This is a genomic window from Streptomyces sp. NPDC005774 (assembly GCF_042871645.1).
GTDB lineage: Bacteria > Actinomycetota > Actinomycetes > Streptomycetales > Streptomycetaceae > Streptomyces > Streptomyces pratens.
In genome coordinates, this window is record NZ_JBIAIV010000002.1 from 186692 (window position 1) to 212461 (window position 25770).

A 25770-nucleotide genomic window follows, 5' to 3' on the forward strand; every position below is an offset into this window, starting at 1 on the left:
GCCCACGGACATCCGGACGTCCTACGGCGCAATCAGCAGCACCTTGCCGATGTGGCCGCCGGCCTCCACGACCCGGTGCGCGTCGGCCGCGTCCGGCATCGGGATCTCACGGTCGACGACGGGGCGGACATGACCGCCCCCGATCAGCGGCCAGACGTGTTCCCGCACGGCCGCGACGATCGCCGCCTTCTCCGCCGGCGGCCGGGCGCGCAGCGAGGTCGCGCTGATGGCGCCACGCTTGCCGAGGAGGGCGCCGATGTTCAGCTCGCCCTTGACGCCGCCCTGCATGCCGATGATCGCGAGCCGGCCGTTGACCGCGAGGGCCTTGACGTTGCGGTCCAGGTACTTGGCGCCCATGTTGTCGAGGATGACGTCCGCGCCGGCGCCGTCGGTGGCCCGCTTCAGTTCGGCCACGAAGTCCTGCTCGCGGTAGTTGATCAGGATGTCGGCGCCCAGTTCGGCGCAGCGCTCCAGCTTCTCCTTCGTACCGGCCGTGACGGCGACCTTGGCACCGACGGCCTTGGCGAGCTGGATCGCCATGGTGCCGATGCCGCTGGAGCCGCCGTGCACGAGCAGCGTCTCGCCGGGGCGGAGGTGGGCCACCATGAAGACGTTCGACCAGACCGTGCAGACGACCTCCGGGAGTGCTGCCGCCTGCTTGAGGTCGAGCCCCTCGGGGACGGGAAGCAACTGGCCGACCGGGACGGCGACCTGCTCCGCGTAGCCACCGCCCGCGAGCAGCGCACACACCTCGTCGCCGACCGCCCACCCGGTCGCTCCGGGACCGAGCGCGGTGATCCGCCCGGAGCACTCCAGGCCGGGGTGGGGGGAGGCGCCGGGCGGGGGATCGTAGAAGCCCTGCCGCTGCATGATGTCGGCGCGGTTGACGGCGCCTGCCACCACCTCGACCAGCACTTCGCCCGCACCGGGAACAGGATCGGGGACCTTCGTCCACACCAGCGTCTCGGGCCCGCCGGGTTCGGGAATCGTGATCGCATACATGAGAACGACGCTACCTCTGGCCGGGCCGTGGGCGGCTCAAGTCCGGGGCCGATCCGGCCCGGGGCCCGGGTCAGGCCGGGAACCGGCTCGGTCCGGGAACCGGCCTGGGCCCACGGGCGGAGGGCGGGATCCGGCGTTGGGCCGGTTCGCGGGAAGACCCCTGTGCGGGAGCGATGAGTTTGCGCGACCGTGAAGGTCTCCCCATGCGTAGCCCAAGCACGCGGAAGGACCCGAAGCATGAGCACGCAGACGTCCGGCCTGGCGATCGAAACCGCCGGCCTGGTCAAGACCTTCGGTGAGACACGGGCCGTCGACGGAGTCGATCTCGCCGTGCCGGCCGGCACGGTGTACGGCGTCCTCGGACCGAACGGCGCCGGCAAGACCACCACCGTGAAGATGCTCGCCACCCTGCTGAGGCCGGACGGCGGCGATGCCCATGTCTTCGGCCATGACATCGTGCGCGAGGCCGACACGGTGCGCGGCCTGGTGAGCCTCACCGGGCAGTACGCATCCGTGGACGAGGACCTCACCGGTGCCGAGAACCTGATTCTGCTGGCCCGCCTCCTCGGCCACCGCAAACCGGGCGCCCGCAGCCGTGCCGCCCAGCTGCTGGAGGCGTTCGGTCTGACGGACGCGGCGGCGAAGCAGGTCAAGCACTACTCGGGCGGAATGCGGCGCCGTATCGACATCGCCGCGTCCATCCTCAACACCCCCGACCTGCTGTTCCTCGACGAGCCGACGACCGGTCTGGACCCGCGCAGCCGCAACCAGGTGTGGGACATCGTGCGCGCGGTGGTCGCCCAGGGCACGACCGTGCTGCTGACCACCCAGTACCTGGACGAGGCCGACCAACTGGCGTCCCGGATCGCCGTCATCGACCGCGGGAGGGTGATCGCCGAGGGCACCAAGGGCGAGCTGAAGGCGTCCGTCGGCGCCGGCACCGTACATCTGCGGCTGCGCGATCCGGATCAACGGCCGCTCGCCGCGGACCTGCTGCGCCGCCTGCTCGACGCACAGGTACAGCCCGACCCCGACCCGGTGACGCTCACCGCCCGCCTGGGCGCGGCCGCGAGCCAGGACACCGCCGCCGAACAGGCCGCCCGCGCGCTGAGCGAACTGGCCGCGGCCGGCATCACCGTCGACAACTTCTCGTTCGGCCAGCCGAGCCTGGACGAGGTGTTCCTCGCCCTCACCGGACACGACACCCGGGCATCGGGCAGCGGGGCCGGTTCCGGGACAGGGCCCGGGGCCGGCGCCGACAACTCCCCCAGCCCGAAGGACGAGGTGGCGGCATGAGTACCGTGACGACGACCACCGAGAGCGCGGAACTCGCCCCGGTCCGCACCGACTCCCTCGCCGAGCTGCTGGTCGCCAAGGAGCGCCCGCCGCGGCCCAGCGCGTGGTCGGCCTCCCTGACGTTCGGCTGGCGCGCGATCCTCAAGATCAAACATGTGCCGGAGCAGCTCTTCGACGTCACCGCGTTCCCGATCATGATGGTGCTGATGTACACGTACCTCTTCGGCGGGGCGCTGGCCGGTTCGCCGACGGAGTACATCCAGTTCCTGCTGCCGGGCATCCTGGTGATGTCGGTCGTGATGATCACGATGTACACCGGTGTCTCGGTCAACACGGACATCGCGAAGGGCGTCTTCGACCGGTTCCGCACCCTGCCGATCTGGCGGCCCTCGACGATGGTCGGCTATCTGCTCGGGGACGCCCTGCGCTACACCATCGCGTCCGTCGTGATGCTCACCGTGGGCATCATCCTCGGCTACCGGCCGGACGGCGGGGTCCCCGGTGTGCTCGCCGGGATCGCGCTGCTGGTGGTCTTCGCGTTCGCGTTCTCGTGGATCTGGACGATGTTCGGGCTGATGCTGCGCACCGAGAAGTCGGTGATGGGCGTCAGCATGATGGTGATCTTCCCGCTCACCTTCCTGTCCAACGTCTTCGTCGACCCCCGCACCATGCCGGGCTGGCTCCAGGCCTTCGTCAACAACAGTCCCGTCACGCACCTGGCGTCCGCGGTGCGCGGACTGATGGCGGGGGACTGGCCGGCCGACGAGGTGGCCTGGTCGCTGGGCTGGTCCGTCCTGTTCGTCCTGGTATTCGGACCGATCACGATGCGGCTCTACAACCGCAAGTGACGCGGCCGGCGAACGCCGCCCCAAACAACGTGGTGCCCCGGGGTCACCCGACCCCGGGGCACCACGTTGTTTGGGGCACCACGTTGTTTCCCGCATGTCCCGGCGGTGTCAGTCGTGGAGCGGACGGATGTCGGGGGTGACCTGGCTGACCGGTGTCGCCCGCACGATGGTGATCAGCCGGTCCGTCAGCTCGAGCGCCCCGACGTTCTTGTCGTCGTAGCCGAGCACCCGGTGCCCGCGCAGGACGCTCACCACCAGATCGTCGACCTCCCGCGGCGTCTTGCCCACCTCGGCCTTTATGACCGGCCGTTCGATCATGTCGAGGCCGGTGCCCTGCTGGATCAGGTCCTCCATCACCATGCCGGCCGCGGGGCTGAGCACGGACAGACCGAGCAACCGGCCGGCCGCGCTGGCACTGGTGATGACCGCGTCGGCACCCGACTGCTTCAGCAGCGGGGCGTTCTCCTCCTCGCGCACCGCGACCACGATCTTCGCACTGCGGTTGAGCTGGCGGGCCGTCAGCGTGACCAGCACGGCCGTGTCGTCCCGCTGTGTGGCGATGATGATCTGCTTCGCCCGGTAGGCCTCGGCCTGCTTCAGCACCTCACTGCGCGTCGCGTCCCCTATGACGCCCGCGTACCCGTCGGCCGCCGCGGCCTCGATCGCCTTGCTGCTGGGATCGACCACCACGACCTGCTCCTTGCGGAGCCCCGTCGCGCAGACCGTTCTGATCGCGGACCTGCCCTTCGTGCCGAATCCGACGACGACGGTGTGATCACGCAACGTGGACCTCCAGCGGTTCAGTCGCCACTCCTCCCGGGTGCGTTCGGTGAGGGCTTCGAGGGTGGTGCCGACCAGGATGATCAGGAACATCACACGCAACGGCGTGACGACGAAGATATTGGTCAGCCGGGCGGCGTCACTGACCGGGGTGATGTCGCCATAGCCCGTGGTGGAGAGGGTGACGGTCGCGTAGTAGAAGGCATCGAGGAAGTCGAGGGTGCCGTCGGCGTTGTCGGTGTAGCCGTCGCGGTCGAGGTACACGATCAGCGCCGTCAACACGAGGAGGAGCAACGCCATGGACAGCCGTTTGGTGACCTGGCGGATCGGGTGCTCGACCACTTTCCTGGGCAGTTTCACCCGGTGGGTCACCAAGTGCTCGTCCGCCTGGCGGGCAATGGCGTCCTGGCCCGGAAGTTTCACGTGAAACACACCCCGATTCCCCCGGACGCCCAGGGAAGGTCCAGCAGTTCCGCCTCCTGGCCGGGCCGCGTGCCGCCCGGGGGGACGACCGCGAGGGCGTCGGCCGCGGCGATGCCACGCAGCATGGCCGGGCCGTTGTAGTGCAACGGCAGGGCTGCGTCACCGCGCAGTACGACCGGGATGAGGCGGGTGTCGTGCGGATGTCCATGCACCGCGTCCCGCAGCGGCATCGTGTACGGCTCGGAGGCGGGGCGGGCCGCGAGGGTCCGCAGCAGGGGTTCGGCGAGCGTGAGCAGCCCGGAAACCGCGGCGAGGGGGTTGCCGGGCAGGCCGACGAGGTACTGGTTCTCCTTGGTCCGGGCCAGGAGCATGGGGTGGCCCGGACGCACCTCGACTCCGTCCACAAGGAGTTCGGCACCGATGCGGCGCAGCGTCGGGTGGACGTGGTCGACCGGCCCCGCGGCGGTGCCGCCGGTGGTGAGGAGGACATCGGCGCCGGACTTCGTGATCGCCTTGTACAGCGTCTGCGCGTCGTCACGGACCCGACGGACGGCGGTGACCTCGGCACCGAGTGCGCGCAGCCAGGGCGGCAGCATCGGGCCGAGGGCGTCCCGGATCAGCCCGTCGTGCGGCAGGCCTCCGGTGAGCAGTTCGTCGCCGAGGACGAGGACCTCGACGCGGGGACGGGGAAAGGTACTGAGCGTGTCGTATCCGGCGGCCGCGGCGAGGCCCAGCACGGCCGGGGTCACCAGGGTTCCGACGGCCAGCAGTTGCTCGCCGCTGCGGCACTCCTGACCACGTGGGCGGATGTCCTGACCGTGCGCGACCGTGGAGACGGGCCCGGCGTGGGACGCGCCCGCCGACCGGGGTGCGGTGGTGGCTCGGGGCAGGGTGGCGTGCAGTCGGCCGTTGCCGTCGGTACGGCCCTGTTCACTGCGCAGAACAGCGGTGGTGTCCGAAGGGACACGGGCGCCGGTGGCGATACGGACGGCTTCGCCGTCGGTGAGCGGTGGGTGCTCGGCGTGCCCGGCGAGGACGCCTTCCTCCCGTACGGCCCAGGGGCCGGGGCCGGAGACCGCCCAGCCGTCCATGGCCGAGGTGTCGAAGGAGGGCAGGTCGGTGAGGGCCGTGAGGGGGGCGGCCAGGGTGAGGCCGAGGGCGTCCTCAAGCCGCACGGGGGCCGGGGCGCGGTGGGCGGCCCGGCTGCCGGCGCCCCGACGTGCGGCGCGCTCGGCGACGGTGCGGGCCTCGGTCCAGGAGAGGGCGTGGCGGTCGTCGTGGCGCGCGTGGCCGGTGGCGGGACTCCGGCCGTCCGCGGCGGGCCGGGACCCGCCCCGCCGGGGGCCGCGGGCGCGCGCGGAATCGCCGGAGGTGCGGCCGGAGGCGTCGTTCACGAGGGCGAGAGCCTCCTCGACGTCGAGATCATCGGGGTCCTCGGCATCGTCGGTGGCCCCGGTGCCCTGGTCGGCACGGGCCCCGGACGCGTTCATTCGGCGTCCGGACGCGTGCCGGGCGCCGGCGCCGGGGCCGGGGCCGGGGCCGGGCCTGGGCCCTCACCGGAGGCTGTACCGGCGGCGGGCTGCTTGTCCGCGGGCTGCGCGGGCGCGGCGTCGGTGGTGTCCTCCTCGGCCCAGCGGGTGGCGAGGGCGACGGCCTTGCGCGCGGCCTCGGCGACGGCTTCCCGGTCACCGCCCGCGCGGGCGGCCGCATAGCCGACGAGGAAGGTGGTCAGCGGCGCCGCCGGCCTGGCCACACCGTGTGCGGCGTCCCGGGCGAGGTCGAGGAGGACGCCGGTGTCGACGTCCAGATCGATGCCCAGCTCGTCCTTGACTGCGGAAATCCATTCATCCAACACGTGTCCATGCTCCCTGATGCGTGCTCTGGCGGCGGCGATGTCGTCCCAGGTGTCGCAGTCGAACGATGCCACTGGGCCCAGGATTCGGGTGAGGTCGAGCGAGCCGGTCAGCCGGCGCAGCGGCAAACCGGCCAACGTGCCGTGCCGTTCGGCGAGCACCGCCAGTCCGCGACGCAGCGCAGCCGTCCGGTACGCGGCCACGAGCGGCTGGTCCCGGCCGTCGGCGTCGGTCAGCAGGACCCCGTCCGCCGTGCTCGTCCGAAGGGTGATCAGCAGCTCCTCGACGGTGGGTCCGTCGAGGAACGGCAGGTCGGCGGAGAGCAGGACGGCGTACTCCGCGGTGCTCAGGCGGAGCCCCGCGTCGAGCGCGGCGAGCGGTCCGCCGCCCGGCGGCTCCTCACGTGCCCAGAACACGGGCCGGGAAGTGGGCCGGGGACCGGCCACGACGACGGTGGTGCGGGCGCCGGAGCAGGCGGCCAGCACGCGGTCGAGCAGCGATCGGCCGCCCACCCGCACACCGGGCTTGTCCGCGCCCCCGAGCCGCCGGGCACCGCCACCGGCCAGCACAAGGGCGTCGTAGGCAAGGGGCACGGCGGGCGTGGGACGCGTGGAGGTCGCGGCGGACTCGTCGTACGCGGCGGGCACCGCCCGGTCCGGCACGGGGTCGCGGTCACGGGTGCGGTCGCCAGCGGCTCCGGGAGCATCCGGGAGCTCGTACTCGGTCACCCCCCGAGTATGCGTGCCCCCGCAAGCACGGGGAACGCGGGGGCACGGACAGCACGGACAGCACGGACAACGCGGTCAGGGAGAACGGGACGTCACAGCGTCCGCAGCAGCACCGCCGGTTGCTCCACGCAGTCCGCCACGTACCGCAGGAAACCGCCTGCCACGCCGCCGTCACAGACCCGGTGGTCGAAGGTGAGCGAGAGCTGCACGACCTGCCTCACCGCCAGCTCGCCCTCGTGCACCCAGGGCCTGGGGACGATGCGGCCGACGCCGAGCATGGCCGCCTCGGGGTGGTTGATGATCGGGGTGGAGCCGTCGACGCCGAAGACGCCGTAGTTGTTCAATGTGAACGTGCCACCCGTGAGGTCCGCCGGCGTCAGTGTTCCCGTGCGGGCCGCCTCGGTCAGCCGGGCGAACTCCGCCGTCAGCGACTCCGCATTGCGCGTGTGCGCGTCCCGTACGACGGGGACGACGAGCCCGCGCTCGGTCTGCGCGGCGAAGCCGAGATGCACGGCCGGGTGCCGGACGACCTCCCTGGCCGCCATGTCCACGGAGGAGTTGAGCTCGGGGAAGCGTGCCAGCGCGGCGGTGCAGATCCGGGCCAGCAGGGCGAGTACGGAGATCTTCGCCCCGCCGGCTGCGGGACTCCGGGGACGCTCCTCGGCGAAACGCCGCATCGCGTCCCGCGCCCGCATCAGCTCGGTCGCGTCTGCGTCCACCCAGCAGGTCGCGTCGGGGATCTCGGTACGGCTGCGGGAGAGCTTGTCGGCCATGACACCGCGGATGCCCTTGAGGGGGATGCGGGTGGTCTCCGAGGCTGCCGGAGACCCGACGATCGGCGCGTGCGCCTGCGGCGGTGCCTGCGTCTGCGTCTGCGTCTGCGTCTGCGTCTGCGGCACGCGCGGGTGCGGCTCGGTGGTGGGCGTCCGGCCCTTGCCGGCCTGCGTTCCGGCGGCCCGGAGCGCGTACTCCACGTCCGCCCTCAGGATCAGCCCCTCGGGCCCGGAACCAGCCATCTCCCGCAGGTCCAGGCCGTTCTGCCGGGCCAGCCGGCGCACCAGTGGCGAGATCACGGGGACCGGCCCGTCCACCGCCCCGGCGGTTCGGACCTGCCGGGCAGCGGATGCCTGCCCGGCGGCGGCCCGACCGTTCACCGTGGGCGTGGCGGGCTTGGTGGGCGTCGCCGGCGCGCTCGGCACCGGCGGCCCCGGCCGGACCCTGCGACGCCTGGCCGGCGCCTCCGAAGTGCCGTACCCGACCAGCACATTGCCGGAACCCTCCGAACGTGGGCCCTGCGCACGCGAGTCCTCCGCACGGGAGCCGTCGGTACGGGAGCCGTCGGTTGCGGAACGCTGCTCACCCGCCGGACGGCCGTCGTCGTCGGCCGGGCCGCCCACCGCGACCGTGATCAGCGGGGCGCCCACCGGCACCTCGGCGCCCTCCTCGCCGAAGCGGGCGGTGACCACGCCCTCGTAGGGGCAGGGCACGTCCACCATCGCCTTGGCCGTCTCGACCTCGACGACCGGCTGGTCGACGGCGACGACCTCGCCGACCTCGACCAGCCAGCGCACGATCTCCGCCCCGGTGAGCCCCTCACCGAGGTCGGGGAGCTTGAACTCCAGCACCTGTGCCATCAGCTTTCGGCCTCCCACTGCAGACGCCCCACGGCATCCAGGATCCGGTCCACGCCGGGCAGGTGGTGACGCTCCAGCATCGGCGGCGGATACGGGAGATCGAACCCTGCCACACGCAGCACCGGCGCCTCCAGATGATGGAAGCAGCGCTCCGTGACCCGGGCCGCGATCTCGCCGCCGGGACCGCCGAAGCCGCCCGACTCGTGAACGACGACCGCGCGTCCCGTCCGCCGCACCGAGGCGCACACCGTCTCGTCGTCGAACGGCACCAGCGAGCGCAGATCGACGACCTCCAGGTCCCAGCCCTCGGCACGGGCCGCCTCGGCCGCCTCCATGCAGACGGGAACGGACGGCCCGTATGTGATGAGCGTGGCGTTCCGGCCGGAGCGCCGCACCACCGCACGGCCCATGGGTTCAACGGCCGTCGGCCGCTCCGGGTTCCAGGAGTCCTTCGACCAGTACAGACGCTTGGGCTCGAGGAGGACGACCGGGTCGTCGGAGGCGATGGCGGCACGCAGCAGCCCATAGGCGTCCGGGACGGTCGCGGGCGTGACGACATGAAGCCCGGGAGTCGCCATGTAGTACGCCTCGGAGGAGTCGCTGTGGTGCTCGACGCCGCCGATGCCACCGCCGTAGGGGATGCGGATGGTGAGCGGCAGGGGCATCCGCCCGCGCGTGCGGTTGCGCATCCTCGCGACGTGCGACACCAACTGCTCGAACGCCGGGTAGGCGAACGCGTCGAACTGCATCTCCACGACCGGCCGCAGCCCGTACATCGCCATGCCGACGGCCGTCCCGAGGATGCCCGCCTCGGCCAGCGGAGTGTCCGTGCAGCGGTCCTCGCCGAACTCCTCGGCGAGTCCGTCCGTGATCCGGAAGACACCGCCGAGGGTGCCGACGTCCTCGCCCATGACGTGCACGGACGGATCCGCGGCCATCGCGTCGCGCAGCGCGCGCGTGAGCGCCTGCGCCATGGTGGCCGGTTTGGCGGCGACGGTGGTCATCGCTGCGTCCCTCCCGGTTCGGAGCCGGTCCCGGGCCCGGCCTCGCTCTCCGCTTCGGCCGCCAGCTCGGCCCGCAACTGCTCCCGCTGCTCCAGCAGCTGGGAGGTGGGCTCGGCATAGACGTGGGCGAACAGGTCCATGGGGTCGAGCACCGGGTCCTGGTTCATGCGCGCCCGCAGGTCGGCGGCCATGGTCTCGGCGTCCTGGCGGACGGCGGCGATACGGTCGTCGTCGAGCAGACCGCGCCGGGTCAGTTCCCGTTCGAGGAGCGCGACGGGGTCGTGCCCCTTCCAGGTCTCCACCTCGGCGTCGCCCCGGTAGCGGCTCGCGTCGTCGGCGTTGGTGTGGGCCTCCACGCGGTAGGTGATCGCCTCGACCAGGGTCGGGCCGCCGCCCTCACGCGCGTGGCGTACGGCGTCGGCCAGAACCTCGTGCACGGCGGCCGCGTCATTGCCGTCGACCAGGCGGCCGGGCATCCCGTAGCCGACGGCCTTGTGGGCCAGCGACGGGGCCGCGGTCTGCTTGGCAAGCGGGACGGAGATGGCGAAGCCGTTGTTCTGGACGAGGAAGACGACCGGCGCCCGCCACACGGCGGCGAAGTTCAGCGCCTCGTGGAAGTCGCCCTCGCTGGTCCCGCCGTCACCGACCATGGCCAGCGCGACCACATCGTCCCCCTTGAGGCGGGCGGCGTGCGCGAGTCCGACGGCATGCGGCAGCTGGGTGGCGAGCGGCGTGCTCAGCGGTGCGACCCGGTGCTCGTAGGGGTCGTAACCGGTGTGCCGGTCGCCGCGCAGGAGGGTGAGGGTCTCGACGGGGTCCACGCCGCGCGCGACGACGGCGAGCGTGTCGCGATAGCTCGGGAAGAGCCAGTCCTGCTCCTCGAGGACCAGCGCGGCGGCGACCTCGCAGGCCTCCTGTCCGGTGCTGGAGGGGTAGACCGCGAGACGGCCCTGCTTGGTGAGCGCGGTGGCCTGCGCGTTGTAGCGGCGGCCCTTCACCAGCTCCGCGTACAGCCGGCGCAGCAGCTCCGGATCGGCCGCGTCGGCGCGCTCGGTGCCGAGCACCCGGTACGGCTCCGCGTCGGGCAGCAGCGGCGCGGGGTCGGTACGGGGCTGCCAGGCGGGCGGCGGGGTGGGCCGGTAAGCGCCCCGCTGCTCCATGACCGTCATGACGGCACCTCCTCGTGGGAGCGGCTTATGGAGACGCGGCGTCTGTGACGCGCCTCACCAACCGATTGTTCGGTCGCCGGCACATTTTGGCTACGGGTGGCACCAGGCTGTGGACAAACGGTTGTCCACAGCCTGTGATGGACGCATTACGTCCATGGCGGAGAGGCGGGACCGGGTGTCGTCTGAACAAATGGCCGAGAGTCCGGAGGGGATCGGGCCGCTGCCGCCCGCGCGCCCCCTGGATTCCATAGACCAGGACATCCTGCGCATGCTCCAGGCGGACGGCCGCGCGTCCGTCCGGTCGGTCGCCGACCGGGTCCATGTCTCGCGCGCGAACGCCTACGCCCGGATCAACCGTCTCGTGGAGGACGGCGTCATCCGCGGCTTCGGCGCCCGCGTCGATCACGAACGGGCCGGTCACAGCACCTCGGCGTACATCACGCTGAAGATCGTCCAGAACACCTGGCGCACGGTCCGCGAGCAGCTCCGGCAGCTCCCCGGCGCCTCCCACATCGCCCTGGTGGGCGGCGACTTCGATGTGTTGCTCCTGGTGCACACCCCGGACAACCGGGCGTTGCGCGAGCTGGTGCTGACCCGGCTCCAGGCGATCCCCGAGGTGCTCAGCACACGCACCCTGCTGGTGTTCGAGGAGGAGGACCTCGAGCCACAGAGGTGAACCGCCGGACACACCCAGGGCTGTTCCCGGACGGCCCCGCGCGGAACCGTCCCCCGCGAGAACCGGCCCCGGTCCGGTGCTGGAACTAGGACGCCTTGCGCAGCCCGCCGAAGGCCAGCTGGACCACCGCGTCCGTCACCTCGCGCTCGCTCATGCCGTGCCCGTCCGGCCGGTACCACTCGACGATCGAGTTGATCATCCCGAAGACCAGCCGGGTCACCAGGCGCACCTCTATGTCGCCGCGCACGTCCCCGTCCGCCGCCGCGGCCTTCAGCAGTGCCGCCACCCGGTGGTCGAATTCGCGCCGCCGTTCCAGGGCCCACCGCTCGGTTTCCGTGTTGCCGCGCACACGCAGCAGCAGCGTCACGTACGGCAGCTCCGCGATCAGGACCTCGACCATGCGCCGTACGACGTACTCCAGGCGCTCGGCGGCACGCCCCGCGCGCGCGTGCTCCTCGTCGAGGATGCCGAAGAGTCCGTCCAGCGCCCGGCTCACCGCGCGCCGCAACAGCTCCTCCTTGCCCGCCACGTGGTGGTATATCGACGACTTGGAGATGCCTGCGGCCTTGGAGAGATGCTCCATGGAGGTGCCGTCGTAGCCGCGCTCGTTGAACACCTGGACGGCGACGGAGAGCAGGGACTCCGGGGTGTAGGTGTCGCGCCTGGCGGTGGTCATGGAGTGTCCTCCCGCTTCTCGGTGGCGCACGCGCGCCGGTAGAGCGCGAGGGACGGCGCGTAGCGGCCTGACTGATCGCGCTCGTGCAGGTCGTCGAGGAGGGAGCCGGCCCAGCCACGGCCGAGACGACGGCTCCACTCGAAGGGACCGAGGGGGTAGTTGACGCCCAGGCGCATCGCGGTGTCGATGTCCTGTTCGGTGGCCACCCCCTTGGCGACGGCGTCGTGCGCCAGGTCGATGATCCGCGCCACCGTGCGCGCGACGATCATGCCGGGGACGTCCCCGATGACGCTGACCTTCTTTCCGAGCGCCTGGAACAGCCCGGTGGCCTCGGCGACGGTCCGCGCGGAGGTGTCCTGGGAGTGGGACAGGGCGATGCGCGTGGCTTCGCGGTAGTCCGGCGAGAGGTCGAAGTAGACGACGTCGCGGTACTCCACGGAGGTCTGGCCGTCGGCGAGCACCAACTGGCCGCCGCTGGGCAGCACCAGGCGGGTGCCGTTGTCCTCGTCCTCCGCGCGGACCTGGATTCCGGCCTCGCGGATCAGGGCGAGCAGGTCCGAGGCGGGCCCCAGACCGCCCTCGGCGACCACGTACGCGGGCGGTCCGGCCTGCTCCGCGGTGTGCGGCTCGGGGCGCTCGGCGCCGTCCCGGTAGTCGTACCAGCCCCGGCCGCTCTTGCGGCCGAGGCGGCCGGACTCGACCAGCCGGCGCTGGACCAGGGACGGTGTGAAGCGCACGTCCTGGAAGAAGGACCGCCACACCGAGTGGGTGACGGACTCGTTGACGTCCTGCCCGATGAGGTCGGTCAGTTCGAAGGCACCCATGCGGAAGCCGCCGGACTCGCGCAGCACCGCGTCGATGGTGGCCGGATCGGCTCCCTGGGACTCGTACACCGTGAAGGCCTCGGCGTAGAAGGGCCGGGCGATGCGGTTGACGATGAAGCCGGGGGTGTCGGCGCAGGCGACCGGCGTCTTGCCCCAGGCGCGGGCCGTCTCGTACGCGCGCGTGGCGCAGGTGACGTCGGTGGCGAAGCCGGAGACGACCTCGACGAGTGGCAGCAGCGGCGCCGGATTGAAGAAGTGCAGGCCCACGAAGCGGCCGGGAACGCGCAGAGCACCGCCGATGGCGGTGACCGACAGGGAGGACGTGTTGGTGGCGAGCAGGCAGTCGTCGGAGACGACGTCCTCCAGCGCGCGGAACAGCTCCTGCTTGACGTCCAGGCGCTCCAGGGCGGCCTCGACGACCAGGGTGCAGTCGGCGAGTGCGGTGAGGTCGTCGGCGGGCAGCAGACGGGCGCGGGCCGCGTCCCGGTCGGCGGCGGTGAGCCGTTCCTTCGCCACGAGCCGGTCGAGCCGGGCCACGATCCCCTCGGCCGCTTCCCGGGCCCGGCCGGGGGCGGCGTCGTACAGCCGCACGGGATGACCCGCGACCAGGGCGACCTGGGCGATGCCCCGGCCCATGGTGCCGGTACCGACGACGGCCACGGGGCTGCTGAGGTCGAGTGCTGTCATGTGCGCGATCCTCCCGCACGGGCTTGTCCACGGAAGCGGCGGACCCCCTTGCCCCGACCGATCGTTCGGTTACTCTAACTCGGACCGCCCGACTTCCGACATCCCTTGCCTCCGACGCCCTTCCCTCCGGCATCGTCGTCGTCCCCGCCGTCCGGCACCGTCGGCTTCCGATGCCCCTGCCCCCGCCTCCTGCCCAGGGCTTTGCCCGGTCCCCGAACTCGACGAGGAGTTGGTCCCCGATGGCCGCCGAACTCACCGCGCAGCAGCTGACCGCCCAGCACCGGCCCACCCTGGACCGGGCGCTGGAAGCGATCCGCACACGCGCGTACTGGTCCCCGCACCCCGAGCACCCCAAGGCCTACGGGGAGAACGGCAGCCTGGACCTCGCGGCGGGCAAGGCCGCCTTCGACGCGCTGCTCGGCACCCGCCTCGACCTCGGCCAGCCCGGCACCGACGACTGGGTGGGCGGTGAGACCTCGCCGTACGGCGTCGAACTGGGCGTCAGCTACCCGCACGCGGACCTCGACGCGCTGCTGCCCGCCATGCGGGCCGGGATGCGGGCCTGGCGGGACGCGGGCGCCGAGACCCGCGCGGTGGTCTGCCTGGAGATCCTCAAGCGGATCGGCGACCGGACGCTCGAGTTCGCCCACGCGGTCATGCACACCTCCGGCCAGGCGTTCATGATGGCGTTCCAGGCCGGCGGCCCGCACGCGCAGGACCGCGGCCTGGAGGCGGTGGCGTACGCGTATGCCGAGCAGACGCGCACCCCCGGCACCGCGGAGTGGACCAAGCCGCAGGGCAAGCGCGACCCACTGGTGCTGACCAAGCGGTTCACCCCGGTCCCGCGCGGCATCGGCCTGGTCGTCGGCTGCAACACCTTCCCCACGTGGAACGGCTATCCGGGCCTGTTCGCCTCCCTCGCCACCGGCAACGCGGTCCTGGTCAAGCCGCACCCCCGCGCGGTGCTGCCGCTCGCACTCACCGTCCAGGTCGCGCGCCAGGTGCTCACCGAGGCCGGCTTCGACCCGAACCTGGTGGCGCTGGCCGCCGAGCGGCCCGGCGAGGGCATCGCCAAGACCCTGGCCACCCGTCCGGAGATCCGGATCGTCGACTACACCGGCTCCACGGAGTTCGGCGACTGGCTGGAGACCAACGCCCGCCAGGCGCAGGTGTACACGGAGAAGGCCGGCGTCAACACGGTGATCGTGGAATCCGCCGGTGACTACCAGGGCATGCTCGCCAACCTGGCGTTCTCCCTGTCGCTCTACAGCGGCCAGATGTGCACCACCCCGCAGAACCTGCTGATCCCGCGCGACGGCATCACCACCGACCAGGGCCCCAAGTCCTTCGACGAGGTCGTCGCCGACCTGGCGCAGGCGGTCGACGGCCTGCTCGGCGACGACACGCGCGCGGTCGGCCTGCTCGGCGCACTCGTCAACCCCGGCGTCAAGGATCGGCTGGAGGCCGCCACCGGCCTCGGCGAGGTGGCCCTCGCCTCCCGCCGCATCGCCCACCCGGAATTCCCGGACGCGGTGGTCCGTACACCGTTGATCGTGAAGCTGGACGGTGCGAAGCCGGACGCCGAGGCCGCCTACATGAGCGAGTGCTTCGGCCCGGTCTCCTTCGCCGTCGCCGTCGACTCGGCGTCCGACGCGGCGGAGCTGCTGCGGCGCACCGTCCGCGAGAAGGGCGCGATGACCGTCGGCGCGTACACGACCTCCCCGGAGTTCGAGGAGGAGGTGCGGGAGGTCTGTCTGGAGGAGGCCGCCCAGCTCTCCCTCAACCTCACCGGCGGGGTGTACGTCAACCAGACGGCCGCCTTCTCCGACTTCCACGGTTCCGGCGGCAACCCGGCGGCCAACGCGGCCCTCACCGACGCCGCGTTCGTGGCCAACCGCTTCCGGGTGGTCGAGGTGCGCCAAGAGGCGTAGACCCGGCCGGCGCGGGAGCCCCTCAGACGGGTGCGCCCCCGGCGGCGCTCCAGTGGTACAGCGTCATGGCCACACTGGTCGCGAGGTTGTAGCTGGAGACCTGGGGGCGCATCGGCAGCGCCACCAGATGGTCGGCACGCGCGCGCAGCTCGGGCGAGAGCCCGCTGCGCTCCGAGCCGAAGGCGAGCAGCGCGTCGTCCGGCAGCCTCAGCGCGCGGATGTCCTCGCCCTCCGGATCGAGTGCGAACACCGGGCCGGCGGGCAGTTCGTCGACGGACAGCCGTTCCACGGCGGTCGCGAAGTGCAGCCCGGCCCCGCCGCGCACGACCGTGGGATGCCAGGGGTCGAGGGTGCCGGTGGTGACGACCCCGGTCGCCCCGAAACCGGCGGCCAGCCGGATCACGGCGCCCGCATTGCCCAGGTTGCGCGGCTGGTCCAGGACCACCACGGGCGCGGTGCGCGGGGTGCGCGCCAGCCCGGCCAGGTTGCCCGCGCGGGAGGGCCGTACGGCGAGGGCGGCGACGGCAGTGGGATGCGGGCGCGGGACGAGCGAGGCGTACGTCGCGTACGGCACCTCGGCCAGCAGCGCCGCCAGCGCCTCCAGGACGTCCGGGGCCAGCTCGTCGGCGAGGGCGAGCGCGGCGGCCCGGTCCGCGGTCACCGCCACCTCGACCTCGGCCCCGAAGCGCACGGCGTGCTTGAGGGCGTGGAAGCCGTCGAGCAGAACCGCACCATCGCTGTGCCGGTGCCAGCGGGGCACGGGGGCGGTCTCCTGGGCGGGGGGCGTGGGGGGCACGGAGTCCCTGTGGGGGACGGCGTCGGGGGTGATGTCAGGGGTGGTGTCGCTGTCGGGGGCGGCCATGAGGTGCAGCCTACGGGCGCGTGCCGGGTGCCTTCCCGGGCGCGAGGACGGTCGGCCCCTGACCGGCCTGCTCCTCCCGGTCCACGTGGTCCACATGATCCGTCTGATCCACGTGATCCAGCTGATCCACGTGGTTCACCGGCTCTCCCTGGTTCCCGGTCCTTGGCACGGGCACCGGCGCACCGCCCGTGCGCGTGCGCGGCGGTGGGATCCGGAGTATCCGGGCGCGTACCCACCTGCAGGCGCGTCCGAAGGCGTTGCCCAGGCGGCGCAGGAACGACGTCGGCAGGAAGACCGCGTCGGCCGCGATCATCGCCAGGGAGAAGAAGGGCAGACCCAGGACGACGGCGATCACCGCGTGCTCGGTGATCATGAGCGCCAGGAGCACGTTCTTGACCCGCCGGTTGAACAGGGTGAACGGAAAGGCGACCTGTACGGCGACCGTCCCGTAGGTCACCAGCATCACCAGGGTGCCGCTGGCGGTCAGCAGGTCACCGAGCGCCGGCCAGGGGGAGAAGTACTCCAGGTGCAGTGGGTAGTGCGCCGCGGTGCCGTCCTGCCAGCGGGAGCCCTGGATCTTGTACCAACCGGCCGTGGCGTAGATCAGACAGGCCTCGGCCATGATCACCAGCAGGGCGCCGTTGTGCACGATGTTGACGACGACATCCAGCAGACCGCGCGGCTGCGGAGTCCTCGCACAGCGCCCCACCAGCCACCACAGCGCCTGTGCCGGCCATACGGCCCACAGCAGCGCCGGGACGAACCAGTCGCCGTCCATCCGGCCGGCCAGGGTCGCCAGAAGCAGCAGGAAGCCCAGCACCCCCCACAGCGCGGGGCCCGTCCGGTCCCGCGGCCGCTCTCCACGCGCGCGTGCCTCGTCCGCGCGCCGGGCGCGCCTCGCGTCCAGGGACCACACCTGGCCGCAGCGCGTGAACACGAGGTAGACCGACATCAGGTGCAGGACGTTGTCGCCGCCGTCGCCCATGAAGACGCTGCGGTTCTGCAGCGACAGCACTCCCACCATGAACAGCACCGACATGGTGCGGGTGCGCCAGCCCAGCAGCAGCAGGACGCTCCACACCACCGCGAGCAGGTAGAGGGCCTCGAACCAGCCCTGGCCGTCCGACCACAGCAGCGCGGTGAAGGCGCCGTTGGACCCGACGAGCTGATCGGCGAGGTCCCAGTCCCACGGGCCGTCGGGCCCGTACAGCTCCTGGCGGTGGGGGAACTCGCGCAGCAGGAACAGCAGCCAGGTCGCGCTGAAGCCGATCCGGATCACCGCGGTCTGATGGGGGCCGAGGGCGGAATCGGTGACCCGCGCGACGGCGCCGGAACCCTTGAGCAGGAAGCGGTTCACCCGATGCCTCCCCGGGCCTCGTCCTTGGGCACCGGCCACCAGGGCAGCGTGCGGTACACGGGCTTCGTGGAGACCTCCTCCTCGCTCCACTCCGGCGGCGGCACGTTGACCGTGCGGGAGCGGACCTGGAGCCGGTCGACGACACCGCCCGGCCCGGCCGCGTCCGACCGGTCGAGACGCATCACCATGATCCGGCGCAGATATGACTCGGCCAGCGTGCCGCGCATCCCCACCGGACGGTCCTCGCCGTCGTGCGTGGCGACGAAGAAGTCCCAGGCGCGGCGCAGCTCGTTCTGCTGGGTGTGGCTGGGCAGGAGGTTGCCGTCGATGGCCCGGCCGTCCTCGGCGGACAGGTCGTACCAGCCGGTGGTCCGCACTCCCCCGGCCGGCGTCAGAACCTCGGCGCGGACCTGGACGGAGATGTTCTGCTGCAACGGGTTCGGCGCGAACAGCTTCCAGTTCTGCTCGAACTCCGGGTAGATCCAGTCCTCGATCGCCTTGGCGTGTCCCTTGGAGACCGTGTTCACGGGCGCGACGTGGAGGAACGTCATGCCTATGTGCGTACAGACGACGGCAGCCACGATCCCGAGCGCCACGGCCGCGGCGATCCGGTGGCGGAGGGGGAGGGCGGCCACGCCGGTACGGGGCTCGAGGAGCGGGGGACCCGAGTCCGGGGCCGAGGAAGCATCCGGAGCCGGAGAGACGTCCGGAGCCGGAGGGGTGTCCGAGAGCGGAGGGGCGCCCGCGGGCCGGGGATCGTCCTGGGCAGCGGGCGCCGGTGCGGGAGCGGGCGGGGCGGAGGGCGGGGCAGGGTCGCCCGGCACGCCCGGCCCGGTCCGCCCGTGCCGGGCATGCGAGCCCTCGTCGTACACGTCCATCCCGCCCCGTTCCCACAGTCCCGGTCCGAATTCCGGCCGATCGCCGCCACCGTCCGGCGTGCGCGGGCGACGTGCCGCCCGCGTACCGCTTCGCAGCGTCGCACGGGAACGGTACTCAGCACCGGCCGTCGCGGCACAGCCCCGGCCGTCCACACATTCCGTGGCCGTCACCACATCCACCGTCCGCCCGGTTGCCCACAGGGACTCCCCCTGTCGACGATCCCGCCCCGAGGTTATCCACAGCTGTTGACACCTCGCGGCGCCCGTCTCACCATGGAATCGCGCGAACCGAACGATCGGTCGGGAGCGAGTTCCGGGGAGAGCCCCGGAACAACCCAGGTCGAGGGGGACCTCATGGCGACAGCAGTCGGCAGCGTCGGCGCCGACGCGGGTGACAGCGTGGGCGGCGGCACGGGCAGCAGCACGGAGTACGAGCGAGCCTTCGACGCGGCCGTCGCCGCCGACGAACGGATCGAACCGCGCGACTGGATGCCCGACGCCTACCGCGCCACACTCGTCCGGCAGATCGCGCAGCACGCGCACTCCGAGATCATCGGCATGCAGCCGGAGGCCAACTGGATCACTCGTGCGCCCTCACTGCGCCGCAAGGCGATCCTGATGGCCAAGGTGCAGGACGAGGCCGGACACGGCCTGTATCTCTACAGTGCCGCCGAAACCCTCGGCACGGGGCGCGACGAGCTGCTGGACAAGCTGCACTCCGGCCGCCAGAAGTACTCCTCGATCTTCAACTACCCCACGCTGACCTGGGCCGACGTAGGTGCGATCGGCTGGCTGGTGGACGGCGCCGCGATCACCAACCAGGTGCCCCTGTGCCGCTGCTCGTACGGCCCGTATGCGCGCGCGATGGTGCGCATCTGCAAGGAGGAGTCCTTCCACCAGCGCCAGGGCTACGAGCTGCTGCTGGCTTTGAGCCGCGGCACCCCCGAGCAGCACGCGATGGCCCAGGACGCTGTGGACCGCTGGTGGTGGCCGTCGCTGATGATGTTCGGCCCGCCCGACGACGAGTCCCAGCATTCCGCTCAGTCGATGGCCTGGAAGATCAAACGGCATTCCAACGACGAGCTGCGCCGGCGCTTCGTCGACATCTGCGTCCCCCAGGCCGAGTCGCTCGGCCTCACCCTCCCCGACCCGGACCTGCGGTGGAACGAGGAACAGGGACACCACGACTTCGGCCCGATCGACTGGACGGAGTTCCGGAACGTCCTCAAGGGCGACGGCCCGTGCAACGAGGAGCGGCTGACCCGGCGCAGGCGCGCCCACGAAGAGGGCGCCTGGGTCAGGGAGTCGGCAGCCGCCTACGCGGCCAAGCACACGCCCGGCGAGACAGGAGCGATCCGCGCATGACCGAAACCGACTGGCCCCTGTGGGAGGTCTTCGTGCGCTCGCGCCGGGGACTGTCCCACACCCACGCCGGCAGCCTGCACGCCCCGGACGCGGAGCTGGCCCTGCGCAATGCCCGCGATCTGTACACCCGCCGCGGCGAGGGCGTCTCGATCTGGGTCGTGCCGTCGTCCACGATCACCGCGTCCTCGCCCGACGAGAAGGACCCGTTCTTCGAACCGGCCGCCGACAAGCCCTACCGGCACCCGACGTTCTACGAGATCCCCGAGGGGGTGCAGCACCTGTGACGACGACACCCGCCCAGGACACCGCCCTCACGGCGGCCGCGCTCGCCCTCGGTGACGACGCCCTGGTGCTCTCCCACCGCCTGGGCGAATGGGCCGGCCATGCCCCCGTACTGGAGGAGGAGGTCGCCCTCGCCAACATCGCGCTGGACCTGCTGGGCCAGGCCCGCGTACTGCTGTCGCTGGCGGGCGACGAGGACGAGCTGGCGTTCCTCCGCGAGGAACGCGCCTTCCGCAACCTCCAGCTGGTCGAGCAGCCGAACGGCGACTTCGCCCACACCATCGCCCGCCAGTTGTACTTCTCCACCTATCAGCACCTCCTGCACACCGAACTCGCAGCCGCGGAAGGCCCGCTGGCACCGCTGGCCGGCAAGGCCGTCAAGGAGGTCGCCTACCACCGCGACCACGCCGAGCAATGGACCCTGCGGCTCGGCGACGGCACCGCCACCGGCCACACCCGGATGCAGCGGGCGGTGGACGCGCTGTGGCGGTACACCGGCGAGATGTTCCAGCCGGTCGAAGGTCTCGGCGTCGACCAACCGGCCCTGGAGACGGCCTGGCTGGAGCAAATCACGCAGGTGTTGCACAGGGCCGCACTCACCGTGCCCGACGGCCCGCGCACGGGTGCGTGGACGGCCGGCGCCGGACGCCAGGGGCTGCACACCGAGCCCTTCGGCCGCATGCTCGCCGAGATGCAGCACCTGCACCGCAGCCACCCGGGGGCGACATGGTGACCCCGGCGGCCACCACCCCGCTGGAGGCGGAACTGCTCGAACTGGCCGGTTCGGTGCCCGACCCCGAACTGCCCGTGCTGACCCTGCGCGAGCTGGGCGTGGTGCGCGCGGTGCACGCGCACGGGGCGGACACCGTCGAGGTCGAGCTGACCCCCACGTACACGGGGTGCCCGGCCGTCGAGGCGATGTCCGCGGACATAGAGCGAGTGCTGCGCGAGCACGGGGTGCGCGAGGTCACCGTCCGCAGAGTGCTCGCGCCCGCCTGGTCGACCGACGACATCACCGACGAAGGGCGGCGCAAACTGCGGGAGTTCGGTATAGCCCCGCCGCGCGTACGGCCGGCGTCCGGTGCGGTCGCGGTGGATCTCGGACCGACCCGTACCCGCGGCCCCCGGGCGAACGGGGTGGACGGGGTGGACGAACCCACGCCGGAGCCCGTGCGGTGCCCGCGCTGCGGCTCTGCCGACACCGAGCTGCTCAGCCGTTTCTCGTCCACCGCGTGCAAGGCGCTGCGCCGCTGCTTGGACTGCCGTGAACCGTTCGACCACTTCAAGGAGTTGTGATGGCGCGCTTCCACCGGCTCCGGGTGGCCGCCGTCGACCGGCTCACCGATGACTCCGTCGCCCTCACCCTCACCGTCCCGCCGGATCTGCGCGAGGAGTACCGCTACGTACCCGGCCAGCACCTGGCCCTGCGGCGCAGGGCCGACGGCCAGGACATCCGGCGCACCTACTCGATCTGCTCCCCGGCCCCCGACGGTACGGGGCCCGGCACGCTGCGGGTGGGGGTGCGGCTGGTCGAGGACGGCGCCTTCTCGACGTACGCCCTGAAGGAGATCGGCGTCGGGGACGAGCTGGAGGTGATGACCCCGGCGGGCCGGTTCACTCTCCCGCCCGCGCCCGGCCGGTACGCGGCGATCGTCGGCGGGAGCGGCATCACCCCGGTGCTCTCCATCGTCTCGACCCTTCTGGAGCGCGAGCCCGGGGCCCGGTTCTGCCTGATCCGCAGTGACCGGACAGCCGCCTCGACGATGTTCCTGGAGGAGGTCGCCGACCTGAAGGACCGCTACCCCGACCGGTTCCAGCTGGTGCCGGTGCTCTCGCGGGAGGAGCAGCAGGCGGGGCTGCCGTCCGGACGCCTCGACGAGGAGCGGCTCGCCGCCCTGCTGCCGGCCCTGCTGCCCGTGGGGCAGATGGACGGCTGGTTCCTGTGCGGCCCGTACGGGCTGGTCGAGGGGGCCGAACGGGCCCTGCGCGGTCTGGGCGTGGCGCGCTCCCGCATCCACGAGGAGATCTTCCACGTGGACACCGGCGCACCGGCCGCCCCCACGACCCCGGCTCCCGCCCACAGCACCGTCACCGCCCTGCTCGACGGACGCGCCGGCGCCTGGCCCGTCCAGGACGGCGAGTCCCTGCTGGAGACGGTGCTGCGCAACCGCCCCGACGCCCCCTACGCCTGCAAGGGCGGGGTGTGCGGAACGTGCCGCGCCTTCCTCGTCTCGGGCGAGGTACGGATGGACCGCAACTTCGCGCTGGAGTCGGAGGAGACCGACGCGGGCTACGTGCTGGCCTGCCAGTCGCATCCGGTGACGGAGAAAGTGGAGCTGGACTTCGACCGGTGACGGCCGCACCGCCACGTACAGCCGCGCTGCCACGTACAGCCGCGCTGCCACGTACAGCCGCACCGCCGCCACGTACGGGCGTACCGGTCACGGCCCGGCCGAGTCCGCCGTGACCGGCCGCCCTTCCCGGTGCTACAGAACATGTCCGGGCCGCCCCGTCATCGGTGACGACGGGGCGGCCCGCGGACTCCCACACCTGCATGCCGCCGTCCACGTTCACGGCGTCGATGCCCTGCTGGACCAGATACATCGCGACCTGGGCCGAACGCCCACCGGAACGGCAGATCACATGTACCCGGCCGTGCTCGTCCCGCCTGCCACAGGGGACCGGCCGCCGGTCATCCTGTCCGTCAGCTCAGCTCAGCTCAGCTCAGCTCAGGTCGACTCGGTTCGCGTCGAGGGCCGGTGTCAACAGCGTGTCGCTCGGCGCACTCTCCTGCTGGTGGAGCAGGGCCGTGTCGGCGAGGTCGTTGACGGCGGTGTTGAACCGCTCCATCGAGGTGGGCCGGTCGGGACCGAGGACGTACTCCTTGAGCGTGTGCCGGTCGAGTGCCATCGGGTCATGGCGTGGCTCTCGCACCGACCGCAGGATCTCCGGCAGTCGGGTGCAGGCCCGGTCGAGGAGATAGGCGCCGCCCGCAGTGGTGTAGGCGGCCCGGAATTCCTCGTCGGGCAGGTCGTGAGCGTTGGTCAGGACGTATGGCTTGAGGCTTGCGACGAAGTCGGCGACGACGGATGAGACGTCACTGATGAGAATGTCCGCCTGGTTGAAGCACTCGTACAAGGTGGGCAGTTGACTGGTGATCACCTGGTGGCGGAGGGGGCCGGTGTGGCTCCAGAAGAGGTGGTGCCATTCAGCTTCCAGTGCGTGCCACTCGTCGGAACCGGGGTGGTCCGGCATCCGCGCGTCGCGCGTTTGCTGGGCGTCGTCGCCGGTTCGGTTACGGCCGGCGAGTTCGTTGAGCCGTTCCTTGATCTCCTGCATCCGCGGCTCCGGCCCGGCGGCGAGGTCGGGCAGGGTGTTGGCGGACTGACGCCGGCGGTTGTCGGCGTCGAGCATCTCCCGGATGTCCCGATCGGCGGCCGCGGCTTCGACGGAGCGCTTGCCGGTCAGCGGATGCGGTTTGTACAGGACCCGTACGCCCTCGTCGAGCAGGGCACTGATCAGGCCCGTGCCCATGGGGATCAGGGAGGTGTGGCAGTCGTCGTCGCTCCAGCCTTCCCAGGTCGGCGCGTACAGCACGGTAGGCAGCGGACCGGGTATGTGCTCGGCGTGCGGCCGGATCGGGGACAGCTGGGGACGGCCGACCTCCACGATCGCGGCGTCGTCGATGGCGTGCCGGATCCGCTGGTAGCGGTCGCGGCCCGCGCGTCCGGCCACCCATATCTCGTCGTACACCTTGCTGACCCGGTTGCTGCTGGCGAGCTTGTCGCTGTCGCCATGGCCGATGAAGACGTGCTTGGCCTCGGCGACGCGCAGCATGTGGACGTTCTTGCCCGCGTTGCCCGGATACAGAACCACCTTCAGTTCAGGCAGGTCCAGTTGGGCCAGGTCGTCGGCCCTGGGCACGCATACGACCGGGAGGCTGGTGCGGCTGAGGTAGGAGAAAGAGGCGCGTTCCCGCAGGATGATCAGCGGGCGGCGGTCGAGGTTCTCCAGGGTTTCGATCCACATGTTGACCTGGTACATGAAGTCACGGGAGACCGCGGCGAAGCTGAAGTACAGGGCCACCTCCGGCCGGTAGTCGGCCAGCTGCCGGTTGAGTGCGGCGATGATCTCCTCCCGTTCCGGCATCCGGCGGGCCGTTCGCACCTGCACGGCCAGTGCCAGCAGCATGAGAGCGGGCAGGATGAGGCTCACCGCGTATCCGGCCTTGGTGAGGGACCAGCCGGCGGTCGCCAGACCGACGAGCAGCCCCGCGTGCATCGGCAGGTCGAGGTGGAGCAGCCGGCGCAGGTAGCGGCGGAACAGCAGGGGCGGCGGAGCCTTGGGGATGCCTGCGTCGCTCATGTCCATGTTGCGTACGGCGACCGGAAGCCTCCGCTTCCGGTGGATGACGCGGTGCAGCGCGGTGTAGAGCACGAGTATCCCGAACTGGCCGCCCAGGACGAGCAGTCCGGCGACCAGCACGGGCTCGGGTGCGTCCATGCGCACCGCCAGCACGAGAAGCAGCGCGTCACGGACCAGGAATCGCATGATCCGGTCGAACCTGAACCCTGCCAACCGGCGGATGAAGGCGGGCTCGACACGGTGCAGCCACGCGTCCGTGACATAGCTGACGGCCGATGCGGCGATGAACCCCCACAGATGGGGAAGCAGAGCGAACAGCGGTAGCGCCGCATAGCTCGCCCCGAGCAGGAGCGACAGCGCGAATCCGCCCCTTGTGTGTATGCGCAGCGCGGCACGCAGCGGTCGGAGCATGGTTGCTCGATGTTCCTTCCAGGAATCGGCCGGGAAGTCTGCCGAGAAATGAGTAATGCATGTGTTCGACACGTACATGGGGTGAATGGTTGTGTAACAAGAGGCAACTTTCTCAACGCGCGCATCGGGCGGACCCGACGCACCCGCTTCAGGGCCTACGGGACGATCGGTCGGCCGTCGGGCGTACGCCGCCGTGTCCGTCGCCCGCAGCCGGAGTGGGCGACGCGCAGGTCCGCGGCGCGGGAGCCGGGGACGCAGCGCTCACGTCCGTTGAACTGCCGTGATGACCGCGCCACCATGACCGCGCCACCATGACCGGGCCCCAGACGGAGGGGACGCGAGGCCCGAGCACCCGGAATCGCAGGGGACATCTGAGGGGTGGCCGCGTCACCACGAACCATGGGTGAACGAAGCAGGGGCCTGCCCGTGAGCTATCTCACGGACGGGCCCCTGCGTGCTTCAACCAGGCCGTGCATCGCCGCACAGCCCGCAGCAAACGAGAACCGGGCCACTGCCATGACCAAGGGCGGGGTGTGCGGAACGTGCCGCGCCTTCCTCGTCTCGGGTGAGGTACGGATGGACCGCGACCTCGCACTGGAGTCGGAGGAGACCGACGCGGGCTACGTGCCGGCCTGTCGGTCGCATCCGGTGACGGAGAAAGTGGAGCTGGACTTCGACCGGTGACTGCCTCACCGCCACGTACAGCCGCACCGGTCACG

22 protein-coding genes and 2 pseudogenes are annotated in these 25770 nt (G+C 71.6%); 10 read left to right on the forward strand and 14 right to left on the reverse strand.

Annotation, left to right across the window (positions count from 1 at the left end; translation table 11 throughout):
• Positions 1 to 21 precede the first annotated feature (21 nt).
• Positions 22 to 1002, reverse strand: a complete 981-nt coding sequence (locus tag ACFYQA_RS03060) for an NAD(P)H-quinone oxidoreductase (protein WP_388910735.1) — start codon at positions 1000 to 1002, stop codon at positions 22 to 24.
• 237 nt (positions 1003 to 1239) lie between these two features.
• On the opposite strand from ACFYQA_RS03060, the gene ACFYQA_RS03065 reads away from it, so the two are divergent.
• The gene (locus ACFYQA_RS03065; RefSeq protein WP_388910738.1) at positions 1240 to 2298 is read left to right on the forward strand and encodes an ATP-binding cassette domain-containing protein; all 1059 of its coding nucleotides are present in this window, start codon (positions 1240 to 1242) and stop codon (positions 2296 to 2298) included.
• A complete protein-coding gene (locus ACFYQA_RS03070) occupies positions 2295 to 3146 on the forward strand; it encodes an ABC transporter permease (protein WP_388910741.1) in 852 nt (283 codons plus the stop codon). Before ACFYQA_RS03065 ends, ACFYQA_RS03070 begins: the two co-directional genes overlap by 4 nt.
• 108 nt (positions 3147 to 3254) lie before the next feature.
• On the opposite strand, the gene ACFYQA_RS03075 is transcribed toward ACFYQA_RS03070, so the two are convergent.
• From ACFYQA_RS03075 to pdhA, 6 genes are all read right to left on the reverse strand, one after another.
• On the reverse strand, positions 3255 to 4349 hold the full coding sequence (locus tag ACFYQA_RS03075; protein ID WP_388910744.1) for a potassium channel family protein: 1095 nt from the start codon (positions 4347 to 4349) through the stop codon (positions 3255 to 3257).
• Entirely contained in the window at positions 4346 to 5839 is a 1494-nt protein-coding gene (locus ACFYQA_RS03080; RefSeq protein WP_388910747.1) for a molybdopterin molybdotransferase MoeA, read from the reverse strand. The genes ACFYQA_RS03075 and ACFYQA_RS03080 overlap by 4 nt, the downstream gene beginning before the upstream one ends.
• The gene (locus ACFYQA_RS03085) at positions 5836 to 6771 is read right to left on the reverse strand and encodes a DUF6457 domain-containing protein (RefSeq protein WP_388911096.1); all 936 of its coding nucleotides are present in this window, start codon (positions 6769 to 6771) and stop codon (positions 5836 to 5838) included. Before ACFYQA_RS03085 ends, ACFYQA_RS03080 begins: the two co-directional genes overlap by 4 nt.
• Positions 6772 to 7022: 251 nt before the next feature.
• On the reverse strand, positions 7023 to 8564 hold the full coding sequence (locus ACFYQA_RS03090) for a dihydrolipoamide acetyltransferase family protein (RefSeq protein ID WP_388910750.1): 1542 nt from the start codon (positions 8562 to 8564) through the stop codon (positions 7023 to 7025).
• The gene (locus tag ACFYQA_RS03095; RefSeq protein ID WP_388910753.1) at positions 8564 to 9568 is read right to left on the reverse strand and encodes an alpha-ketoacid dehydrogenase subunit beta; all 1005 of its coding nucleotides are present in this window, start codon (positions 9566 to 9568) and stop codon (positions 8564 to 8566) included. Before ACFYQA_RS03095 ends, ACFYQA_RS03090 begins: the two co-directional genes overlap by 1 nt.
• Positions 9565 to 10737 (reverse strand): pyruvate dehydrogenase (acetyl-transferring) E1 component subunit alpha, encoded by a 1173-nt coding sequence (pdhA, locus tag ACFYQA_RS03100; protein WP_388910756.1) that lies wholly within the window; start codon positions 10735 to 10737, stop codon positions 9565 to 9567. The genes ACFYQA_RS03095 and pdhA overlap by 4 nt, the downstream gene beginning before the upstream one ends.
• 190 nt (positions 10738 to 10927) lie before the next feature.
• Here pdhA and ACFYQA_RS03105 point away from each other — a divergent pair, with 190 nt between their 5' ends.
• Positions 10928 to 11413: an Lrp/AsnC family transcriptional regulator gene (locus tag ACFYQA_RS03105; RefSeq protein WP_386393910.1), complete on the forward strand. Its 486-nt coding sequence runs from the start codon at positions 10928 to 10930 to the stop codon at positions 11411 to 11413.
• 85 nt (positions 11414 to 11498) lie between these two features.
• Here ACFYQA_RS03105 and ACFYQA_RS03110 read toward each other — a convergent pair whose 3' ends face one another.
• On the reverse strand, positions 11499 to 12089 hold the full coding sequence (locus ACFYQA_RS03110) for a TetR/AcrR family transcriptional regulator (protein WP_388910759.1): 591 nt from the start codon (positions 12087 to 12089) through the stop codon (positions 11499 to 11501).
• Positions 12086 to 13600: a 3-hydroxyacyl-CoA dehydrogenase gene (locus ACFYQA_RS03115; RefSeq protein ID WP_388910762.1), complete on the reverse strand. Its 1515-nt coding sequence runs from the start codon at positions 13598 to 13600 to the stop codon at positions 12086 to 12088. The genes ACFYQA_RS03110 and ACFYQA_RS03115 overlap by 4 nt, the downstream gene beginning before the upstream one ends.
• 239 nt (positions 13601 to 13839) lie before the next feature.
• Here ACFYQA_RS03115 and paaN point away from each other — a divergent pair, with 239 nt between their 5' ends.
• A complete protein-coding gene (paaN, locus tag ACFYQA_RS03120; protein WP_388910765.1) occupies positions 13840 to 15531 on the forward strand; it encodes a phenylacetic acid degradation protein PaaN in 1692 nt (563 codons plus the stop codon).
• A 22-nt stretch (positions 15532 to 15553) separates the two neighbouring features.
• On the opposite strand, the gene ACFYQA_RS03125 is transcribed toward paaN, so the two are convergent.
• The 3 genes from ACFYQA_RS03125 to ACFYQA_RS03135 are packed head-to-tail and all read right to left on the reverse strand — an operon-like array spanning position 15554 to position 18628.
• Positions 15554 to 16393: a TrmH family RNA methyltransferase gene (locus ACFYQA_RS03125; RefSeq protein ID WP_388910768.1), complete on the reverse strand. Its 840-nt coding sequence runs from the start codon at positions 16391 to 16393 to the stop codon at positions 15554 to 15556.
• Between the two features lie 10 nt (positions 16394 to 16403).
• Positions 16404 to 17750, reverse strand: a complete 1347-nt coding sequence (locus ACFYQA_RS03130; RefSeq protein WP_388910771.1) for an HTTM domain-containing protein — start codon at positions 17748 to 17750, stop codon at positions 16404 to 16406.
• Positions 17747 to 18628 carry a DUF5819 family protein gene (locus tag ACFYQA_RS03135; protein WP_388910773.1) on the reverse strand — a complete coding sequence of 294 codons (882 nt, stop codon included), beginning with the start codon at positions 18626 to 18628 and terminating at the stop codon, positions 17747 to 17749. Before ACFYQA_RS03135 ends, ACFYQA_RS03130 begins: the two co-directional genes overlap by 4 nt.
• Before the next feature lie 354 nt (positions 18629 to 18982).
• Between ACFYQA_RS03135 and paaA the strand changes: the two genes are divergently transcribed.
• From paaA to ACFYQA_RS03160, 5 genes are read left to right on the forward strand one after another with little or no spacing between them, the layout of a single operon-like run.
• Entirely contained in the window at positions 18983 to 19993 is a 1011-nt protein-coding gene (gene paaA / locus ACFYQA_RS03140; RefSeq protein ID WP_388910776.1) for a 1,2-phenylacetyl-CoA epoxidase subunit PaaA, read from the forward strand.
• Positions 19990 to 20277 (forward strand): 1,2-phenylacetyl-CoA epoxidase subunit PaaB, encoded by a 288-nt coding sequence (paaB, locus tag ACFYQA_RS03145; protein WP_388910779.1) that lies wholly within the window; start codon positions 19990 to 19992, stop codon positions 20275 to 20277. Before paaA ends, paaB begins: the two co-directional genes overlap by 4 nt.
• On the forward strand, positions 20274 to 21008 hold the full coding sequence (paaC, locus tag ACFYQA_RS03150) for a 1,2-phenylacetyl-CoA epoxidase subunit PaaC (protein WP_388910782.1): 735 nt from the start codon (positions 20274 to 20276) through the stop codon (positions 21006 to 21008). The genes paaB and paaC overlap by 4 nt, the downstream gene beginning before the upstream one ends.
• A complete protein-coding gene (gene paaD / locus ACFYQA_RS03155; protein ID WP_386393931.1) occupies positions 21002 to 21571 on the forward strand; it encodes a 1,2-phenylacetyl-CoA epoxidase subunit PaaD in 570 nt (189 codons plus the stop codon). The genes paaC and paaD overlap by 7 nt, the downstream gene beginning before the upstream one ends.
• Positions 21571 to 22629 carry a 2Fe-2S iron-sulfur cluster-binding protein gene (locus tag ACFYQA_RS03160; RefSeq protein WP_388910785.1) on the forward strand — a complete coding sequence of 353 codons (1059 nt, stop codon included), beginning with the start codon at positions 21571 to 21573 and terminating at the stop codon, positions 22627 to 22629. The genes paaD and ACFYQA_RS03160 overlap by 1 nt, the downstream gene beginning before the upstream one ends.
• 132 nt (positions 22630 to 22761) lie before the next feature.
• Here the strand turns inward: ACFYQA_RS03160 and ACFYQA_RS03165 are convergent.
• Both ACFYQA_RS03165 and ACFYQA_RS03170 read right to left on the reverse strand, forming a co-directional pair.
• A pseudogene (locus ACFYQA_RS03165) lies at positions 22762 to 22936 on the reverse strand (rhodanese-like domain-containing protein); the annotation flags it as partial.
• A 63-nt stretch (positions 22937 to 22999) separates the two neighbouring features.
• Positions 23000 to 25051 carry a hypothetical protein gene (locus tag ACFYQA_RS03170; protein WP_388910788.1) on the reverse strand — a complete coding sequence of 684 codons (2052 nt, stop codon included), beginning with the start codon at positions 25049 to 25051 and terminating at the stop codon, positions 23000 to 23002.
• A gap of 516 nt (positions 25052 to 25567) precedes the next feature.
• Between ACFYQA_RS03170 and ACFYQA_RS03175 the strand changes: the two are divergent.
• Positions 25568 to 25735: pseudogene (locus ACFYQA_RS03175) on the forward strand (2Fe-2S iron-sulfur cluster-binding protein); the annotation flags it as partial.
• Positions 25736 to 25770 lie beyond the last annotated feature (35 nt).